Source organism: Vibrio sp. A8-1 (assembly GCF_013048685.1).
Lineage (GTDB): Bacteria > Pseudomonadota > Gammaproteobacteria > Enterobacterales > Vibrionaceae > Vibrio > Vibrio metschnikovii.
Map to the genome: position 1 here is coordinate 60663 of NZ_VHTC01000019.1, position 19893 is coordinate 80555.

Genomic DNA, 19893 nt, shown 5'->3' on the forward strand with positions numbered 1-19893 from the left:
AGGAGATAATAATGAAGTTTTCACTTAAAGGTTTATTGGCGATTGCTGCCGCGGCTATTGTATTAACGGGATGCGGCGAAAAAGCGGTCGACATGAACAAAATCAAAGTTGGCGTGATTGCCGGTGCTGAAGAACAAGTGGCGGAAGTGGCGGCTCGCGTAGCCAAAGAGCGCTACAATCTGGATGTTCAACTGGTGACATTTTCTGACTATGTGACCCCAAACGCTGCGCTTAACGATGGTTCGATTGATGCTAACGCATTTCAACATAAACCTTATTTAGATCGCCAAATTGCCGATCGCGGCTATAAGCTAGCGATTGTTGGTAACACTTTTGTTTATCCTATCGCTGGCTATTCAAAACAAATCACCACTCTTGATGAATTAGCTACCGGTTCACGAGTCGCGGTGCCCAATGACCCAACCAACTTAGGTCGCTCTTTATTGCTGCTACAACAACAAGGTTTAATCACCTTACGTGATGATATTGGCCTACTTGCGACCGTACGTGATATCACTGACAATCCGAAAAACCTGCGCATTATGGAACTGGACGCCGCTCAGCTACCTCGCGCTTTGGATGATGTCGCACTAGCCATCATTAACACCACTTACGCCAGCTCGATTAATCTTACCCCTGAAAAAGACGGTATTTTTGTCGAAGATAAAAACTCACCTTACGTGAACCTACTGGTTGCTCGTCAAGATAATGTTAATGCTGAGAACGTACAAAATTTCCTCAAAGCATATCAAACTGACGACGTGTATAAAGCCGCCTCAGAAATTTTCCATGGTGGCGCAGTCAAAGGCTGGTAATTGACCAACACTACTGAAAATGCACGACAAAAAAGAGACCGCCACTGGCTGGTCTCTTTTTTATTCGCGGTCATCAGTCAATGCTCGCGATTAGGATCAAGCGACGGGCTCATTTTTCAAATGATCCCAAGAGAGATTAGAAACGATTTTGCAGTCATCGCATTTAAAATGGAAAATCTCATGGATAGGCTCATCCAGTAACCACGCGCCGCCACACTTAGGACAAGGACGAGCTTGCTCATCGGCTAAGCTCGTTCCACCCACTCGGTACTGATAGTAATAGGTCGGGATCTTGGTTAAATACTCGATACGTCCCCGTAAATCCCAACCACGACGAAATAGATCGCTATCAATATCACACAGCTCATGCAGCGCGGCGTGTTCAGCTTTGCAGCCTCCTGCCATCTGAATTTCATCACAAGCTTGCCATTCCGTTTGCCATTTGATCACCGCTTTATGGTCACCATTAAAAGTAGGCGAATTACGATACAAAGGGATGGGCAATAGAGTATCGCCGCTACGAAGTGGCGAGCAAGTATGCACATAAGTGGTGTATAGCACCTGCCAACTCGGTGGCTCGCAGTCTGCTGCTTGTTCTGAGTTAATATCACGGCCAAGCAAACGCACTTTAGGCGCCAGTAAACAAGCCTCCGATAAGCGATGCAAGCAAGCTTTGACAAAATCTGAATGGTATTTCGGGTGCAAACTATCTTGCTCTGGGCACACGGCGCGCAAGAAAAACTCGCCATCACCAAGCACCAGCGGAAACTCTCTACCCAATACTTGACCGTTATAGCGCAAGGCATCCATCAAACCGTTGACCGCTTTATCTACCGCACTGATGGTCGTGTTATCAAAACATTCAAACTCAAGCTCTACTACATACATCGTTCTACACCGCTGGCTCAAGTTGGTTTAAAAAATCCGCCACATCGGCGCACAAGACTTCCCGCTCGTCGGTACCTAACGTTTCTCTAATCACATTCCCAGTGAGATTACAAATCGACACCACCGCCATTTCATCGTCTGTGGTCGCAATAAAAATGGTGGGCTTTTGTTTTAAACGCCGTTGCATCACCAAGTGGCCAAGAATATTTTCCTGTAAACGAAGATAATCGTCATCACTCCAGACTTGCAATAACGTCAGCGAGTGACCGCGCCACGTTGCCGGTAAATCGCCACTGTATTGGCTGCCATAAAATGGCGCAATATCACTATGTAAACTCAGCTCAATTCCCTGCTCCACCGCCTGTAAATCAGCACTGTGCTCACGTTCCACCGGCTGCCAATAAACGCTATTGTTACTTTGCTGCTCAATGCAAGGGGAAGGCATATGGCTTAACTCATCGCTACTAGGCAGATGATGATGTCTCTGTTGATAAGCTTGAAGATAACGTTGCGAGAAATCACGCAACGCGGCGGCGACCAAATGAGCCATAGGGTTCTCCATAACGAAACTGACAACAAACGCTAATGACAGCGTGAGCAGTATTGCGTAAAATTCTGATTATTCTAATCGATTTGATGATAAATGATGAGCAAATATTCTGATGCCAAAGAGCTATCTGGCTTAACTCTTGGCAAAGCCACTGCCTATGCCAGCCAATATGACCCAAGTTTGTTGCAGCCAGTGCCACGTAGCCTCAACCGCAACGATCTCGATCTTGGTGAGACACTCCCCTTTCAAGGCTGTGACATTTGGACTTTATATGAGCTCTCTTGGCTAAACAGTAACGGTCTACCACAAGTGGCGATTGGTGAAGTGCGCATTCCAGCCACCAGCGCTAACTTAATTGAGTCTAAATCGTTCAAACTGTATTTAAACAGCTTCAATCAATCTCGTTTTCAAGACTGGCAAACGGTACAAACTCACTTAATTAACGATCTGTCGGCGTGCGCCGGTGAAACCGTTGAAGTACGGTTATTCTCACTGGATCACTATACCAATCAACCGATTGTTTCGATGCAAGGAGAATGTATTGATCAGCAAGATATTGAAATCGAACACTATCAGTTTGATGCGAGCTTATTGGAACAAGCGACGGATGCTGAAATCGTCACCGAAACGCTGCACAGCCACTTACTCAAATCAAACTGCTTGATCACCAATCAACCCGATTGGGGCAGTGTTGAAATCACCTATCACGGGCCAAAAATACAACGCGAAGCATTATTGCGTTATATTGTCTCATTCCGTGAGCATAATGAATTTCACGAGCAATGCGTTGAGCGAATTTTCCACGATTTGTGTCGTTACTGCCAACCTAAACAACTCACTGTATTGGCGCGTTACACACGTCGAGGCGGCTTAGACATCAATCCATTCCGCTCAACCGAACGGCCTTCACCTGAGCACAATTTGCGCATGGCTCGCCAATAAAAGGACGCCCATTATAATGCCCTCTTTCCGCTGGATACCTTACGTTTGCCTACTCCTACTGAGCATTTCTCCTTGGGTAAAAGCCGCCGTCTACGCTTTGCCGCAACTTAACGAAGCACACGGTTTATTGGAGATTTCTCCCATTCAGGCCAAAAATCTCGTCGAAGAGTATTTAGAGCAGCGTAAGCTGGCGGATAAAACCGAAAAAACACCGTCCAATATTAGTCGAGATGAAACCGATAGCCGCATTCGAACGCCAAGCAGTACCATTGATGCGCTAAAAATTTTAGCCACTGCTGAGTTTATCTTGGGTAATACACAAACGGCGTTTGATACGCTCGATGAAGCCAAACAGCTCGCGCAAGAGCATGAGCTTCCTTATTTGGCGTTAGAGCTAGATATTATGACGATTCGTTTACAGTGGCGACACAATCACGATGCCGATGCCGCTCGTCAACAACTGCGCGAGATCACCAATCAGCACCCTCTCTTGCTCGAAGAACATCGCCTCTCTAAACAGATTGATTACCATATCACCATGCTCAGCGCAGAAATTGCATCACAAAATAACGAGCTTACTCTGGCTAATCAACTGTTTGCAGAAGCCAAACCTTACCTTGAATCATTGCAAGCCAAAAAACCCTTGATTGAATATCACGTGATCGTCGGAGAGCACTATTTACACCATAAACTCTACAATTTAGCTTTATCTGAGCTACTCACGGCTTATTGGGGAGCGATAGAAACCAATGCCAGCGCAGAATTAGCAAAAACCAATAACCTATTAGCACAGCTGTTTTATGAACGGCGAGTGCTGGATAAAGCTTTAGTTCATCTCTCTCAAGCCGCCGAGTTTTATGGTAACTATGAAAAATCGCCGATCCTTGTTTCTGTACTTAAACGGATGGGTGACGTTTATTTTCAACAAGGTAAATATAATTTAGCCTTGGTGCATTATTTTAATGTTATCGATCATGAAAGCAGTGAACTCAATCTGGCCAGTGTGATTGATGTTCGGTTAAGTTTATCCGCGACTTATCGGCAGCTCTATAACTATACGTTGGCCGAACAGTATCTAACCGTAGCGAAAGAACTACTGCAATACAGCCACAATCGACATCTACAAGCACGAGCGGCCTTACTTAGTGCTCAGTTAGCCCTCTCTCAGCAAAACAATAAACAAGTGATTGACTACGCTCAAGAGGCACTAAAGTTTAATGAAACGCTACACGACATGGACATTGAAGCGCAAGCCTATCAACTTCTTTCCTTAGGTTATGAGCAAAAAGAGCAGTATTTACCCGCGTTAGAATGGAGTAAAAAAAGTCACCAAATCACTCAACTTCGCCAAGCTCAGCTTAACCAAATTAGTGAAGATGCCTTTCGCCAGCAAAAAGAATTTGTTGAACAAACACTGCATTTAGTTGGCCAAGAAAAAGCCCTACAAGCGACTCAACGTGAATACAGCAAATTTCAAAAAATCGCTTTTACGCTATTTTTAACCAGCATTGTGTTGTTTCTCTACCTGATGCGTCGTGGTTATATTATCCAAAACCAACAAGACGAAATCGATGAACTGAATAGCCATTTATTCACGCATTCTCGCTCTCGTTTACCCAACCTAAGAATGCTCAATGCGAAGTTACTCTCTTCTCTTCAACGCAGTAGCTATAATTACGAGCAGTGGTTAATTGGTGAATTGATTCATGAACCGTTAAATGATCGCTTACGCTTCGCGATGATTGATCTCCCTTTTCTGCGTAGTATGTACTTACAACATGGCTATACGGCAGGCGTAGAGCTCGAACATGCGTTTGGGCGTTTTTTAACTGACCATCTTGAAGAACCAGCCCGGCTCTATCATTTCTCGGATGCAAACTTACTGTACATTGAACCGAATATCGATAGAGATCGGCCACCAGAAGAGCTGTTTAATAAAGTCCAAGACTTAATCAATCAGTTCCAACCAGAGCGGCGTTTAAACCGAACCATTCGCTTGGGAATTGCCGATTATCCTTTTTTACCCAGAGCCTACACCGCCATTAATGATAAAGAATTGTTGGATATTTTATTGATGGCTACAGGGGTCGCCAGAGAGCTGAGCCTAAAAGACAACACCAGCCATTGGGTCTACTTTAAGGCGATTGATAACGCCCCTGCGGCCAGTTTCGCCTCAAGTAACATCCGAAAATCGTGTCAACAAGCGATCAATCAAGGACTGATTAAGGTTCACTCATCTTATCGTGATGAAGAGCAGATTAAAAAGTTCTTAAAAGATGGATAAATGCTATGCGGTTAACAGATTGAGCTAATGACCTTCACCAATTATTTGTTATTATCGACAGATTGATAAATAGCGTCTCATCCTTGAGATACTGTAAATTGGCCGTTAAAGACTAGCTCAATTTTCCTGGTTTAGCCGTACTGGAGCGCATGTTGAAATCACAAACGTCGAACGATGAACATCAAACTCACCCTATGGATGTCCGAGTGAAACAGTGTGCAGAGACCCTGTTGTATCTACCGGGATTACCCATCAAACTGAAACGCGATGTTCAGCAACTGTTAAGCACCAATCACACCATCAATCAGCAAGATCAAGCGTTGCGTCTATTACATTTATACCAACGTGCGATGAAAATTTTTGCTCATAATCCTAATCTCGGGCATCAAGAAGCTCCCCATTGCGGCGATAAAGCACTCCTGACTCAGCTCAGTGATGAACTACAGCACCTGATCACCGAGCTGGATTTTGAAGGTGAGGCTGGAGATTTACTGACGGATATCCGCAGCAAGCTGCTGCTTGGGGTTAATAGCCAAGGGTTACTTGAGCTGGCTTTGCAAGTGCTGAAATTAGTCATCGATGGTACTCAATATGAGCGTAAAAACTCGGAGAAATTCCTCGAACAAATCAATAGTTCATTATCGAAAAATCTGCAAAGCACCCGCGTTAATCTTGAGCAAAGCACCCATTATCAACAGCATCGCCAACATATGCATCAAGATCTCCTTCACCTCGTCAACCGCGGCCAGCATGCTTTATCATCTCAAGCCAACGAATCCAATAAGCCTGTAAGTGCGGTATTTAGTGAAATTGAAGCCTTATCCGAGCGTTTGATTCATGCTGAACAACGAGAACAAGTGCTGATTGAACGTATGCAATATACCCAGCACCAAATGGAAACCTTGCTAGAACTGACTCAAGATTATCGCCGTCGATTAGAAGATCAAGCGCAGCGACTACTGCAAGATCCACTGACCAAATTGTATAACCGCACTGCGTTTAATGATCGATTAGAATTAGAGTATCGGCGCTGGATTCGCACGCAGCATAATTTGCGTTTGGTGATTTTAGATATTGATGCTTTTAAAGCGATTAATGAAAGTTTTGGTTATCTTGCTGGGGATAAAGCGTTAAAAGTGATTGCTCGAACCATTCATAAAGAGCTGGAAAAAACCGATACCGCCGCGCGTTTTTCAGGAGAAGAATTCATCTTACTGTTGCCAGAACGCGCCGATAATGAGTGCCATCAGGTTATACAAAAAATACAGCGTAATGTGGCTAGACTGCCTTTTAAATTTCGCGATAAACAGATCACCATCACTCTTAGTGCCGCTTCAACCCACTTTAAAGAAGCCGATACACCAGAAATTGTTCTTGAACGGTTGCATCGTTCCCTACAGGAGATGAAGCCTTATGGTCCTAATCAACTGGCTTGGAAATAAGCCACCAAACGAACAACATTTAACCATTTGCCGTAAACTTAGTGACTCATTTCACATCTTGCGCCTAGCGATGTTTTCCAAAACCATTGTTACGCACAAGATTAATAAGCCATTTCAGACTGTTGAATCTAAACGAACTAAAATGGCATCCCGATACGACAGAGTGTTCCTCCTAAGTCACTCGTGTAAACTCTATCTCCATCAATAACGACTATGATTGAAAGAGTGCATTGATGACATAGGACCAATAGCACTTCCCCCCCGATTGTTAAGGAGGTCAAGATGATCACTCAAGTTAGCCCAGCCGGCAGTATGGATCTACTGTCGCAACTTGAAGTAGAAAGACTCAAAAAAACCGCATCCAGTGATCTCTATCAGCTGTATCGCAATTGTAGTTTGGCAGTACTCAATTCCGGAAGCCATACCGATAACTCCAAAGAAATGCTCGAACAGTACAAAAACTTCGATATCACCGTACTGCGTCGTGAGCGGGGCATTAAACTCGAGCTCACCAATCCACCAGAGCAAGCGTTTGTCGACGGGCAAATCATCAAAGGGATTCAAGAACACCTGTTTGCTGTGCTGCGTGATATTGTTTACGTCAACATGCACTTATCTGAAAATCAAAGACTGAACCTGACCAATGCCAGCCATATCACTAATTTAGTATTCAGTATCTTACGCAATGCAGGCACTTTGGTGACAGGGGTAGAACCTAACCTTGTCGTCTGTTGGGGTGGGCATTCCATCAATGAGACCGAATATCAATATACCCGTGAAGTTGGCCATGAATTAGGGCTAAGAGAACTCAATATCTGTACCGGATGTGGGCCCGGAGCCATGGAAGGGCCAATGAAAGGCGCGGCTATTGGCCATGCCAAACAACGCTATCAGCAACAGCGCTACTTGGGCTTAACTGAACCGTCAATCATTGCTGCCGAGCCACCAAACCCGATCGTCAATCAATTGGTGATTATGCCTGATATCGAAAAGCGTCTTGAAGCCTTTGCCCGAATGGCACACGGAATCATCATTTTCCCTGGAGGCCCAGGAACCGCAGAAGAGCTGCTGTATATTCTCGGGATCATGATGCACCCGGATAATGCAGACCAACCAATGCCGATTGTATTGACGGGTCCAAAAGAGAGCGAAGCGTATTTCCGCTCAATCGATCAATTTATTGGTAGTACGCTGGGTGAAGAAGCCCGCAAACACTACACGATTGTGATTGATGATCCGGTTCAAGCGGCAAGAATTATGAAAGATGCCATGCCACTGGTTCGTCAGCATCGAAAAGATCACGACGATGCGTACAGTTATAACTGGTCATTAAAAATTGAACCAGAATTCCAACTGCCCTTTGATCCGACTCATGACAGCATGGCGAGCTTGGATTTACATCTTAATCAACGCCCAGAAGTTCTCGCTTCCAACTTACGCAAAGCTTTTTCTGGGATTGTTGCTGGTAATGTCAAAGCGGAAGGGATCCGCGAGATTGAGCGGAAAGGTCCGTTTACTCTGCATGGCGAACCGGCATTAATGAAAAAAATGGACCGATTACTCAATGACTTTGTCAATCAACATCGGATGAAGCTTCCTGGCTCAACCGCTTATGTGCCTTGCTATCGAATTAGCTCCTAGTGGACACTCAGCAAGGATAGCAATCTGCTTTAATTTCATTACAATAAGGGCCTAACAGCCCTTATTTTTTGGTGATTATGTCTATTCATCTTGTGATTATCGATGCGTTAAACCTGATCCGCAGAGTGCATTCCGCTCAACCCGATGAAAGCGATATCGCCCGCACCGCCAACACCACCTGTCGCACCTTACAACGTATTATTAATGAATCCGCTCCGACTCACATGATTGCGGTGTTTGATCATACGCTACAAGATCGTGGCTGGCGTGCCGAACTGCTGCCAAGCTATAAACAAGGACGTAAGCCAATGCCCATCAGCTTGCAAAACGGCTTGGAGCAAATTCAACAAGCATGGTGGGAACTGGGTATCGATTCACTACTTTCAGAAGGTGATGAAGCGGATGATTTAGTCGCAACCCTTGCCTGCAAAGTCGCGAGTTATGGTGAAAAAGTAACGATCATTTCCACTGATAAAGGCTATTGTCAGCTGTTGTCTCCAACCTTACAAATTCGTGATTATTTTCAACATCGCTGGCTAGATGCGCCATTTATTGAACAAGAATTTGGCGTCAAACCAAGCCAATTGACCGACTATTGGGGTCTAACGGGCATGAGTTCGAGCCAAGTACCAGGTGTCGCTGGTCTCGGCCCTAAAGCAGCTCAAGCGATCCTCACTCAATTTACTGACATTGAACACGCTTATGCCAGTGAAGCCTTAGCCAGTAAATATCGCAAAAAACTCGATCAAGAGATTGAAATGGCACGAATTTGCAAGCAAGTTGCGACCCTGAAAACTGACATTGAACTCGGTTTTAATTTGCAAGATATCCGTTTTGAACCGAAAAGCTAGGCTCAAAACGGACCAGATCACTCCGCTTTAATAAGGAGAAATCGACGATAAAGATTGGACATGAACGGTGATCTCTTCTCGATCATGATAGAGATGCTTAGCTTGTAAACGAAACTTAACTTTATTCTGTTTCAGAAAATCTTTCAGATTCTCAATATCTTGTAACACCTCATCATAACGCCCCTTCATCGGTAATTTGAGATTAAAGATCGCCTCTTTAGCCCAACCACTGATGATCCACTCCCCCATCAACTGAGCAACGCGCGCTGGCTTCTCAATCATATCGCAGACAATCCAAGTAACGTTCTTACGCGGCGGTTCAAACTTAAAACCATCTTCCATATGATGTTTAACCTGACCGGTGTCCATTAAGCTTTGCGCCATCATGCCATTATCCACGGCATGAACAAACATCGAACGCTTAACTAATTGATAAGTCCAGCCACCAGGGCAAGCACCGAGATCCACCGCCCACATACCGGATGCCAAACGCGTATCCCATTCCGCACGAGGGATAAAGACATGAAAGGCTTCTTCTAATTTTAAGGTCGAGCGGCTTGGCGCATCTGCTGGGAATTTTAAACGAGGAATCCCCATAAAAAATGGCGAGTTATTATGGCTATACGAATAGCCTAAATAACAGTGTCCAGGAGCGGTAAAACAAACATGCAACACCGGTTTTTTAGTACTCTCTTTAGCCAATAGTACTCCATGGCTACGCAGCGCTTGACGCAGCGGCACGGTAAATTTACGACAAAACTTAAGCAGTTCTTTTGCTTCATTAGTGTCTGGCGTTTCAATACGTAAATCACCACACTGTGGAAATGCTTGTTCCTGTTTAAAATAACTCAAAATCGGTGAGATTCGGTCATCTTTCGGTAACTCAGTAAACTCAGCGGTCACTGCAAACATTTGTCGAGCAAAAATAAGCGTTTGAAAATCAATGTTTTTAATGAGTTTGTCGGCATCTTCCGCTTGATAACACTCAAACAGTACATAACCGGTATTATTTTTAAGGCGAGGAAAACCATACACTTCAAGCTTTGTCGCTTTATCCTGAATTTCACCGGCGCACTCTTTTTCAAAGCCCGCACGACAGTACAGCATGACTTGTTTCACACTCTTACCTCTTTGATATTAATCGCGGCTAGAACGAACATGCACCAGCCTAATAAAAACAGCAGTCCACCAATAGGCGTTACGAAGCCGATCCACGACACTCCGGTCAACGCTAATAGGTAAAGACTACCGCTGAAACAAAAGATGCCGATGATAAAGCAAATCGCCGCACGACCAAAATAATTTCGCGACTTTTCCATTAACGGTAAACCAAGAGCTAAACCGCAAGCAATGATCGCCAGACCATGCATAAATTGATAATGAGCAGCGGTTTGAAAAATCGTTAAGGCATATTCCGTCAGTTGAGCTTTTAAACCATGAGCGGCAAACGCCCCTAAAGAGACCGAGATACCACAGACGAGCCCACCCACAATCAGTGTCAGTGATTGACTACTTTTCATCATAAACCTCACCAATAAACTGCGCCAAAGATTCAATTGCCCAAGCAAGGTTATCTTCTAAGCGGTAACCCGATGATTTTCTTGGTGCAAAACTATGATCGCCATCCGGAAGATACTGCACTGAAACCGAACGACTCAGTGGAAACTGTTCGACTTCCGCCTGTGAGCCGAAAGTATCACGCTGCCCTTGTAAGATCAGGCATGGCTTGCTCAGTGAGGCTAAATGCTCCCCTTTGTATCGTTCCGGCTTGCCCGGTGGATGGAATGGAAAGCCAAGACAAGCGACCGCTTGTACTTGTGGGTGTTCTGTCAGATGTGATGCTATGCGGCCCCCCATGGATTTACCACCAATCACCAGTGGTTGATTTGCGAACTGTTCAATCACTTTTGTGTAAGCTTCGAGTAACTTAGGCGCGCGATCGGGTGGACGACGTTTGCCATCTTGCTGACGTTTAACCATATAAGGAAAATCAAAACGCACCACGCGAATCCCTTTAGCGGCCAAACCCTTGGCAATCGTCTGCATAAATGGATGGGTTTTATCCGCTCCTGCCCCATGGGCAAAAATAAATGTCGCCGCTAAAGCAGATGATTCATCGCAGCTCGGCTCATCGATAATCACTGATTCATAAGGGGTTATGGCTTGCGTCATCTAATATTACCTCTTGTTCTTTACGCGCTTTTTTCAACATCCAATCTCGAAAAGTCGCAATTCGTCCCATGTCCGCTTGCTTCTCATGACAAACAACATAAAACGCATTTTTGGTCATCAACACTTCATCAAATGGGGCCACCAAGCGTCCAGCATCTAATTCCGGTTGTGCTAACACGTTATTGCCTAACGCGACGCCTTGTCCATGAGCGGCAGCCTGCAACACCATAGTTGAATGACTAAAAATAGGCCCTTGATTAACATTCAGCGAATCTAAACCATTTTCTTTAGCAAACTGCTTCCAATCCTTGCGTGACGTATCATGCAATAATGTATGTCGTGCTAAATCACTTAAGGTGACTAAAGGCTTCGGACCGACTAACAGCGCAGGTGAGCAAAGCGGGATCAAAAACTCTTGGTACAATTTATCCGCCCGCAGGCCAGGCCAATTACCTCGACCATAGTAAATCGCTACATCGACATCATCGGTGAGTGATCCTTCTTCCATATCCACCGCTTTGATACGCACATCAATGTCAGGTTGTTGATGATTAAAATCCGCCAGGCGAGGCACCAACCACTGAATAGCAAAACTGGGCGGCAGACTGATGGTCAATGCGCCTTTTTCACTTCGCTCAAGTAATTTGTCAGTAGCTTCCGCCAACGCACTAAAAATATCCTTAATATCGAGAAAATAGCCTTGCCCTTCTTCCGTTAGTAGTAAAGAACGATTACGGCGACGAAATAGCTTAAGGCCAAGGAATTCTTCTAACGCCTTGATTTGGTGGCTAACCGCCGCTTGAGTCACAAATAACTCTTCCGCCGCTCGGGTAAAACTTAAATGACGTGCAGCCGCTTCAAAGACTTTTAATGAATTGAGCGGTGGTAATCTTCTGGACATAGGGACACTCTAAAACCGATTAGTTTTTTTTATGTGAAACATTATAAATTGTCCGTTGCTAACCAGCCAGAGAAAATCTATATTGCACCCCGTAACGCAAGCCTGAACGGCTTGATTCTTTTTGAATCAATTGGTTTGCTGTTGCGATGTTGTGTTTGCAAACTCGTTTTTCGAGTTCGGTAGTTTCTACCACCCTGTTTTGTACAGTTATCCCCTGTAACAAAACAAATACTTCCTGTATTTATTTTTTGACCTGTCTGTCAAATATTTAGCACCGCCTTTTGGCGGTGTTTTTTTATCTATTCGCCACCCACTTCCTACTTGAAGCCGCCGCAGTGTTGACTCCAACTTGTTTGGCTATAATAAAAAGCCCAGCAGCATCAACTGGGAAAAACGTAGTTTAACAACGGATTAAAGTTAACTAAGGACGGTAGACTTTAACATTGTCAAAACCTTGCTCTTTTAAGTATAAGGCTTGTAAACGACTCATCACGCCTCGTTGACAATAAAGCAAATAGGTTTTGGACTGATCAAGATCGCCGAACTTGGTGGCTAACTTGTAGAATGGAATGGTCATCACTTCAATACCGTCAAGCTCTAATGGTGCGTCATCTTCCTCTTCTGGGCTACGAATATCGAGCACAATAGCGTCCTCTTGCACCGCATCGACCTGTTCCACTTCCGGCGCTTGCTGCTGACTCTCTTTTTCGATATCACGAATATCCATCAAACGAGCGTCATAAATCACTTTATCTAAGATAGTAAAATCGAATTTCGCTTCTTGTTCTTCTAATAGAGCTTTTACCGCTTTTACGGTTGGGTTTTTAGAAATCACACCACAATATTCTGGCATGGTTTTCGCGAAATCTTCTGTGCCAATATCACGGGCAAGATCCATGATATCGCCTTTATCCCAGTTGATCAGTGGACGAAGAATAAGACGATCGGTCACACCATCAATATGACGCAAATTGGTCAAGGTCTGACTGGAGACTTGGCCAATCGCCTCGCCAGTCACCAACGCCTGAATACCAAACTTCTCTGCAATACGGCCAGCAACCCGCATAAACATACGTTTGAGCACTACGCCCATCTGACCATCGTCAATTTTCTCTAAAATCTCAGCAACAACCGGCTCAAAATCAACAGAGATAAAGCGTACCTTGGCTGACGAGCCGTACTTGTTCCATAAATAGTGCGCGACTTGCTTAACACCGATTTCATGCGCAGGCCCGCCCAGATTGAAAAAGCAATAATGGACTTTAGAACCGCGTTTAATGTGTAAATAACTCGATACGCCAGAATCGTAACCTCCTGAAATAAGGCTGAGTACGTCCTCTTGTGTGCCGAGTGGAAAACCACCTAACCCTTTGTAACGAGCAATCACCTGATTGAGTAATTCATCCGCCACTTCAATATGAACAATAATATCAGGACGAGTTAATTTCACTTTTGCTGAAGCAACCGCTTGATTCAGTCCACCACCAATATAACGCTCTAATTCAAGCGATGAAAAATCATGCTTACCACGACGTTTGGCACGTACAGCAAAGGTTTTATTTTCAATCAGTTCACGACTGTTTTCTAACACTTGCAGATAAATGTCATGCATATCGGTAAACGTCGATTGCTTGACTTGTAGTATCTGTTGAATACCTGGCGTGGTGGTTAAAATCTCTAATGTTTGTTGAAAAAACTGATCGCTATTGGCACTGACTTCAATATGATCGCGGCGGTTAAAAACCGCAACGCCAGTGGTCCGCTTTTTAATAATATTGCGAATATTCGATTCAAGAATCTTGGTAAAACGCTTACGTACTGATTCACTTTTAACAAAAATTTCTGGATGGGGTTTAACAATAAATTTCATGGGGCTATTCGCAAATTAGGTTCAAAACAAGCATTGAGCTTCATGCTAAGCAGTGACGCTCAGGATAGAGATCAGCAAAGGGGCAGGATTATACACGATCTACTCAATTAGGAAAATCATCATAAAAGGCAAGGTTTATGACGACTCTTCGCTTAAAAGCGAATGGCATGATAAGTGGGGAGATTTGGGTTCTAGGTTCTGGGATCGAGAACCTAGAACAACGATTGATGCTATTGTAGTGAAGGGATCTCCTCACTTAACAGCGGTTTTCCTTGCATGATACCGATCTCGACTCGTCGATTACGAGAGCGTTGCGCTTCGGTATCGTTCGGGCCAACCGGCGCGGTATCAGCCAATCCTCTGACTTCTAAACGTCGGTGGTCAAAACCGGTCACTCTTTCCATTTCTTGCGCAACCGACACTGCTCGCTGCGCTGAAAGATCCCAATTTGAGCGATAAAGCTCAGAATCTAATCGTTGATTATCAGTATGCCCAGTCACCTGAACAATACCGGGAACGTCTTTGACTAATTCGGCAATCTGCCGAACCAAGGGTCGAAATTGAGGTTGTAAAAAGGCGGAACCTTCAGGAAAAGCCCCCCGCTCACGAATACGGATCAGAATTTGCTGGCCTAAGTTTTCCACCTCAACAGCCCCTTGCTCAATTTCTCGATCTAAGGCTTTTTTGATGTTCTCTAAAACAATTTCCATCTCTTCAGAGAGGGCTTCAGATTGCTCTTGCTCCTGCTCAGCGTCTTCATTATCTTGACTATCTTCAGTCGAGGTTTCAGGAGATTCTCCGCCCGTTAGCTGACCATCATCGCGCTGATTACCGCCGGCTCTATCAGAATCACCTTCATGAAATTCTAACGTTTGCTGAGTAATATCAATTGTTTGCTGCATGATCACGTCAATAGGAGTCGGCTCAGGACGACCTGGACGAAACTCTTGAGCAATCACACTGGTCCCTTTAGGTATATCTTTGACTTCTAAACGGTTTTGTACCCCAAACGCAAACTTCATCGAACCCGCGATCTGTTTGAATTTAAGAACGTCCATCTCTGAAAAAGACAGCAGCAGTACAAAAAAGCACATCAACAATGCCATCAAATCGGCAAAGGTTCCCATATAGGCAGGCAGGCCCGGCGGTGGGCATTTGCGTTTTAGATCCTCCATGATGGCCCCCCGCTATTCATTATCGACATCAAGTACTCGCTTACCTTCATTAAGATAATTTTTCAAATAGCCATCGATCACTCGCGGGTTTTGTCCATCTTGAATCGCTAAGACACCATCCATAATTAAACGACGATTTAAGGTTTCTTGTCCTCGGCGTAACGCCAATTTATCGGCAATCGGGAAGAAGATCATGTTTGCCATGATCGCCCCATACAACGTCGTCAATAACGCCACCGCCATTGCTGGGCCGATAGCTTTCGGGTCATCCATATTTGATAACATGGCCACTAAGCCTATCAACGTACCGATCATCCCCATCGCAGGGGCTACATCACCAAAGGCACGAAAAACACCCGTCCCTAATTCATGGCGCTCATCGGTTAAAACGATGTCTTTTTGTAATGCGGTGCGAACGACATCAGCATCGTGCCCATCAACCAATAAATCGATGCCTTTTTGCATAAATGAATTAGAGATTTCCATCTCTTCTAACGCTAAGAAACCACCTTTACGCGCTGCATCGGCCATCTCAACGATTTTGGCAATTAAGTCTTCAGGCTCTTCCGCTTTAAACATAAACGCTTTAGCGGCAATTTTGGCCGCACCAAAAAACTGCCCCATGGTAAATTTGACTAACACAACGAAGGTTGAACCACCGACGACGATCAGAACCGATGTGACATCGACAAACATCACAAGGCTACCACCAACGACCATTGCCATCAAAACGAAAGCCAGACCACCAATTAGGCCTACTAGCGTTGCTAAATCCACGAAGCGCTCCTCATGCTTGTCATCTGCATTATTGAGATTACTCTTCTTATCGGCACAAGAGCAAAATCTTTAACTTATATTATGGTTAAGTTTATACGCAAAACCCACTATCCCCAAGTGCCGCTCTTTGACTCGTTATCGCAAAAAAACATTTTGCTTTCAATAAACTTCAGATTATTAGCACAGCATAAGTGACCTTATCACTGAGTCAAACAACGCTACAGCAGCAACACGTTCCCCTGAAGTCTTGACCATCATCGCCCTCCTAAAATTAATGGTTATGTTTGACTATTTTTAGATAAGCTTAGCGGTCTGATAAAAAAGCGCCTTATTTATAACAAATTTGCTTGGTTAAATTTGACCATCTGTACGCCCTAAGGTAACTTTCGTGCATCTTTTTTGAGGCAAAATGATTATGGCGAGCAAAAAACCGGAGAATATGTCCTTCGAAGCGACAATCGAAGAGCTAGATAACTTAGTTGAACAATTAGAAAGCGGCGATATTGCACTCGATGAAGCATTAAAAAAATTTGAACGGGGTATCGCCTTAGCTCGCAGCGGGCAAGCCAAACTCGATGAAGCAGAACAACGAGTGCGCATTCTTCTTGATAACTCGGACGATGCACCGTTAGCTGAATTCACCGCTGTTCCCGAATAACCAGAGAGTAATACATATCCTATGATCGAGGCGCTTTCCTCTTTTCAACAGAGAAATAATCAGCAACTAGACGAGTGGTTACATCGTTTACCTTATCCGCATCTTCCTTTGATTGAAGCTATGCGTTACGGTTTATTGCTTGGTGGTAAACGAGCTCGCCCTTACTTGGTCTACATCACCGGACAAATGCTCGGCTGCCAACTGACTGATCTCGATACTCCAGCTTGCGCTGTCGAGTGTGTCCACGCTTATTCATTGATTCATGATGATTTGCCCGCCATGGACGACGACGACTTACGTCGTGGAAAACCAACCTGTCATATTAAATTTGATGAAGCAACGGCGATTTTAACCGGGGATGCTCTGCAAACTCTCGCGTTTACTATTTTGGCGGAAGGTCAACTCTCCACTCATGGTGAAACGAATCGGATCAAAATGGTTCAAGCTTTAGCCGAAGCGTCTGGCGCTCAGGGAATGTGTTTAGGCCAAGCGTTAGATCTGGCCGCGGAAAATCGCCGTATAACGTTAGATGAATTAGAAACCATTCATCACAATAAAACGGGCGCACTGATGCGTTGTGCCATCCGAATGGGTGCCATGGCTGCAGGCCAAAAGGGCTTGGCTATTTTACCGCAACTGGATCGCTATGCGGCAGCGGTAGGCCTCGCCTTTCAAGTACAAGATGATATTTTAGACATCATCAGCGATACTGAAACATTAGGTAAACCGCAAGGTTCAGACCAACAACTGCATAAAAGCACTTATCCAGCCCTACTGGGCTTAGAAGGTGCCATGAATAAAGCTCAAGTTCTGCTTGCAGAAGCGCTCGAAGCATTACAAGCGATTCCGTATAATACTGAGCATCTCGAAGAGTTCGCCCGATACGTCATCGAGCGCAAAAACTAACACGATAAGCGCGCATAACTATGACTCTTGATATTTCGAAATATCCAACACTGGCCCTAGCAAATACCCCTGACGAACTGCGTAGCATGCCCAAAGAAATGCTACCTAAGCTTTGTGATGAGTTACGTACCTATTTACTGAATTCCGTCAGTCGCTCTAGCGGTCACTTGGCCTCTGGATTAGGCACGGTAGAACTAACCGTCGCTTTGCATTACGTCTACCAAACCCCTTTTGATAAACTGATTTGGGATGTCGGCCATCAAGCTTACCCTCACAAAATCCTCACTGGCCGCCGCGAGCAGATGTCGACCATTCGTCAAAAAGATGGACTGCATCCTTTTCCTTGGCGAGAAGAGAGCGAATATGACACCCTCTCTGTTGGCCACTCATCAACCTCAATCAGTGCTGCGCTCGGCGTCGCTATTTGCGCCGCGAAAGAAGCCAAAGGACGTAAAGTCGTCAGTGTGATTGGTGATGGTGCCATCACCGCGGGAATGGCATTTGAAGCCATGAACCACGCAGGCGATGTCGACAGCGATATGCTGGTTATCTTAAATGATAATGAAATGTCGATTTCAGAAAATGTCGGCGCACTCAATAACCATTTGGCGCAATTACTGTCTGGCAGTTTATACACTTCGATACGTGAAGGCGGCAAAAAAGTTTTATCGGGCATTCCACCGATTAAAGAGCTGGTACGTCGTACCGAAGAGCATTTAAAAGGTATGGTCGTACCGGGGACGCTATTTGAAGAATTCGGCTTTAATTATATCGGTCCGATTGACGGCCATGATGTCTTAGAACTGATTAAAACCATCAAAAACATGCGTGAACTCAAAGGTCCGCAGTTTTTGCATGTCATGACCAAAAAAGGCAAAGGCTACGCGCCCGCAGAGAAAGATCCTATCGGTTATCATGGCGTACCCAAATTTGATTTAAGCCATACCAGCCTACCGAAGAGTGCTGAAAGTAAGCCTACTTACTCAAAAATCTTTGGTGATTTTTTATGTGATATGGCCGCGCAAGATCCTAAATTAATGGCCATCACCCCTGCAATGCGTGAAGGTTCGGGGATGGTGCGTTTCTCCAAAGAGTACCCTAGTCAGTATTTTGATGTCGCGATTGCTGAGCAACATGCCGTCACTCTCGCAACAGGAATGGCAATCAGCGGTTATCACCCGATTGTGGCGATTTACTCAACCTTTTTACAGCGCGGTTATGACCAATTGATCCACGATGTGGCAATTATGAATCTACCAGTGATGTTTGCCATTGACCGCGCGGGATTAGTGGGTGCCGATGGTCAAACTCATCAAGGGGCATTTGATTTAAGCTTCTTACGCTGTATTCCCAATTTATTGATCATGGCTCCGGCAGATGAAAATGAATGTCGGCAAATGCTCTATACCGGTCATCAGCATCAAGGTCCAAGTGCCGTGCGCTACCCTCGTGGTACCGGCATGGGCGTGCAGATTGAAACCGATTTCACCCCACTGACAATTGGCAAAGGTCGCCTGATCCGTCAAGGTGAAAAAGTGGCGATCCTCAGTTTTGGCACCTTATTACCTAATGCCTTACAAGCCGCCGAAGCGCTTAATGCCACCGTCGCGGATATGCGCTTTGTGAAACCGCTGGATGAAGCATTGATCACTGAGTTAGCCAATAGCCATGACGTACTGGTCACGTTAGAAGAAAATGTTATTGCTGGCGGTGCTGGCGCGGCTGTGGTTGAGTATTTGATGGCGCAAAAACTCCTCAAACCGACCTTAAATCTTGGCTTGCCGGATCAATTTATTGCTCAAGGGACGCAAGAAGAGATGCATGCTGAATTAGGTTTAGATGGCGCAGGCATTGAAGCTGCGATTCGTGATTACTTAGCTAAGTAATCAAAGAGAAAAAAAAATATCCTCCGGCATAGCCGGAGGTTTTTCATATGCGCCTATAAGGCTTTCTTACAAGCAGCGCCCTAACAGGCGCATCACGATCTGACATTTGCATATGACGATTACTTACGGCCCGTA

The 19893-nt window shown here is 44.9% G+C and carries 17 protein-coding genes and 1 pseudogene; 9 read left to right on the forward strand and 9 right to left on the reverse strand.

Features of this window, described 5'->3' with window-relative positions; all coding sequences use genetic code 11:
- Positions 1–11 precede the first annotated feature (11 nt).
- Positions 12–815 (forward strand): MetQ/NlpA family lipoprotein, encoded by an 804-nt coding sequence (locus FKN93_RS11530; protein WP_004395740.1) that lies wholly within the window; start codon positions 12–14, stop codon positions 813–815.
- A 96-nt stretch (positions 816–911) separates the two neighbouring features.
- Here the strand turns inward: FKN93_RS11530 and FKN93_RS11535 are convergent, their stop codons facing one another.
- Positions 912–1703 (reverse strand): Zn-ribbon-containing protein, encoded by a 792-nt coding sequence (locus FKN93_RS11535; RefSeq protein WP_004395741.1) that lies wholly within the window; start codon positions 1701–1703, stop codon positions 912–914.
- Between the two features lie 4 nt (positions 1704–1707).
- On the reverse strand, positions 1708–2253 hold the full coding sequence (syd, locus tag FKN93_RS11540; protein ID WP_040904570.1) for a SecY-interacting protein: 546 nt from the start codon (positions 2251–2253) through the stop codon (positions 1708–1710).
- Positions 2254–2349: 96 nt separating this feature from the next.
- Between syd and queF the strand changes: the two genes are divergently transcribed.
- The 5 genes and pseudogenes from queF to xni all read left to right on the forward strand — a co-directional run bounded on the left by queF (position 2350) and on the right by xni (position 9413).
- Entirely contained in the window at positions 2350–3195 is an 846-nt protein-coding gene (gene queF / locus FKN93_RS11545; protein ID WP_004395742.1) for an NADPH-dependent 7-cyano-7-deazaguanine reductase QueF, read from the forward strand.
- 16 nt (positions 3196–3211) lie between these two features.
- Positions 3212–5479 (forward strand): hypothetical protein, encoded by a 2268-nt coding sequence (locus FKN93_RS11550; RefSeq protein WP_004395743.1) that lies wholly within the window; start codon positions 3212–3214, stop codon positions 5477–5479.
- A gap of 125 nt (positions 5480–5604) precedes the next feature.
- Positions 5605–6921 (forward strand): annotated as a pseudogene (locus tag FKN93_RS11555) (diguanylate cyclase); the annotation flags it as partial.
- 282 nt (positions 6922–7203) lie between these two features.
- On the forward strand, positions 7204–8562 hold the full coding sequence (gene ppnN / locus FKN93_RS11560; RefSeq protein ID WP_004395745.1) for a nucleotide 5'-monophosphate nucleosidase PpnN: 1359 nt from the start codon (positions 7204–7206) through the stop codon (positions 8560–8562).
- A gap of 77 nt (positions 8563–8639) precedes the next feature.
- On the forward strand, positions 8640–9413 hold the full coding sequence (xni, locus tag FKN93_RS11565; protein ID WP_004395746.1) for a flap endonuclease Xni: 774 nt from the start codon (positions 8640–8642) through the stop codon (positions 9411–9413).
- Positions 9414–9440: 27 nt separating this feature from the next.
- Here xni and rlmM read toward each other — a convergent pair whose 3' ends face one another.
- From rlmM to pomA, 7 genes are all read right to left on the reverse strand, one after another.
- Complete coding sequence (gene rlmM / locus FKN93_RS11570; protein WP_004395747.1) at positions 9441–10532, reverse strand: 23S rRNA (cytidine(2498)-2'-O)-methyltransferase RlmM; 1092 nt, start codon at positions 10530–10532, stop codon at positions 9441–9443.
- On the reverse strand, positions 10529–10933 hold the full coding sequence (locus tag FKN93_RS11575) for a DUF423 domain-containing protein (RefSeq protein ID WP_040904888.1): 405 nt from the start codon (positions 10931–10933) through the stop codon (positions 10529–10531). Before FKN93_RS11575 ends, rlmM begins: the two co-directional genes overlap by 4 nt.
- Positions 10923–11585 (reverse strand): alpha/beta fold hydrolase, encoded by a 663-nt coding sequence (locus FKN93_RS11580; protein WP_004395748.1) that lies wholly within the window; start codon positions 11583–11585, stop codon positions 10923–10925. Before FKN93_RS11580 ends, FKN93_RS11575 begins: the two co-directional genes overlap by 11 nt.
- The gene (locus FKN93_RS11585; RefSeq protein ID WP_004395749.1) at positions 11560–12486 is read right to left on the reverse strand and encodes a transcriptional regulator GcvA; all 927 of its coding nucleotides are present in this window, start codon (positions 12484–12486) and stop codon (positions 11560–11562) included. The genes FKN93_RS11580 and FKN93_RS11585 overlap by 26 nt, the downstream gene beginning before the upstream one ends.
- A gap of 421 nt (positions 12487–12907) precedes the next feature.
- Positions 12908–14356, reverse strand: coding sequence for a tRNA uracil 4-sulfurtransferase ThiI (gene thiI, locus FKN93_RS11590; RefSeq protein ID WP_004395750.1), 1449 nt, complete (start codon positions 14354–14356; stop codon positions 12908–12910).
- Between the two features lie 230 nt (positions 14357–14586).
- The gene (locus tag FKN93_RS11595; protein ID WP_004395751.1) at positions 14587–15531 is read right to left on the reverse strand and encodes a flagellar motor protein MotB; all 945 of its coding nucleotides are present in this window, start codon (positions 15529–15531) and stop codon (positions 14587–14589) included.
- Between the two features lie 12 nt (positions 15532–15543).
- The gene (pomA, locus tag FKN93_RS11600; protein WP_004395752.1) at positions 15544–16308 is read right to left on the reverse strand and encodes a flagellar motor protein PomA; all 765 of its coding nucleotides are present in this window, start codon (positions 16306–16308) and stop codon (positions 15544–15546) included.
- Positions 16309–16723: 415 nt separating this feature from the next.
- Between pomA and xseB the strand changes: the two genes are divergently transcribed.
- The 3 genes from xseB to dxs are packed head-to-tail and all read left to right on the forward strand — an operon-like array spanning position 16724 to position 19758.
- A complete protein-coding gene (gene xseB, locus FKN93_RS11605; RefSeq protein WP_004395753.1) occupies positions 16724–16966 on the forward strand; it encodes an exodeoxyribonuclease VII small subunit in 243 nt (80 codons plus the stop codon).
- Positions 16967–16987: 21 nt separating this feature from the next.
- Positions 16988–17872 carry a (2E,6E)-farnesyl diphosphate synthase gene (gene ispA / locus FKN93_RS11610; protein ID WP_040904572.1) on the forward strand — a complete coding sequence of 295 codons (885 nt, stop codon included), beginning with the start codon at positions 16988–16990 and terminating at the stop codon, positions 17870–17872.
- Positions 17873–17892: 20 nt separating this feature from the next.
- The gene (gene dxs, locus FKN93_RS11615) at positions 17893–19758 is read left to right on the forward strand and encodes a 1-deoxy-D-xylulose-5-phosphate synthase (protein WP_115152704.1); all 1866 of its coding nucleotides are present in this window, start codon (positions 17893–17895) and stop codon (positions 19756–19758) included.
- Positions 19759–19893 lie beyond the last annotated feature (135 nt).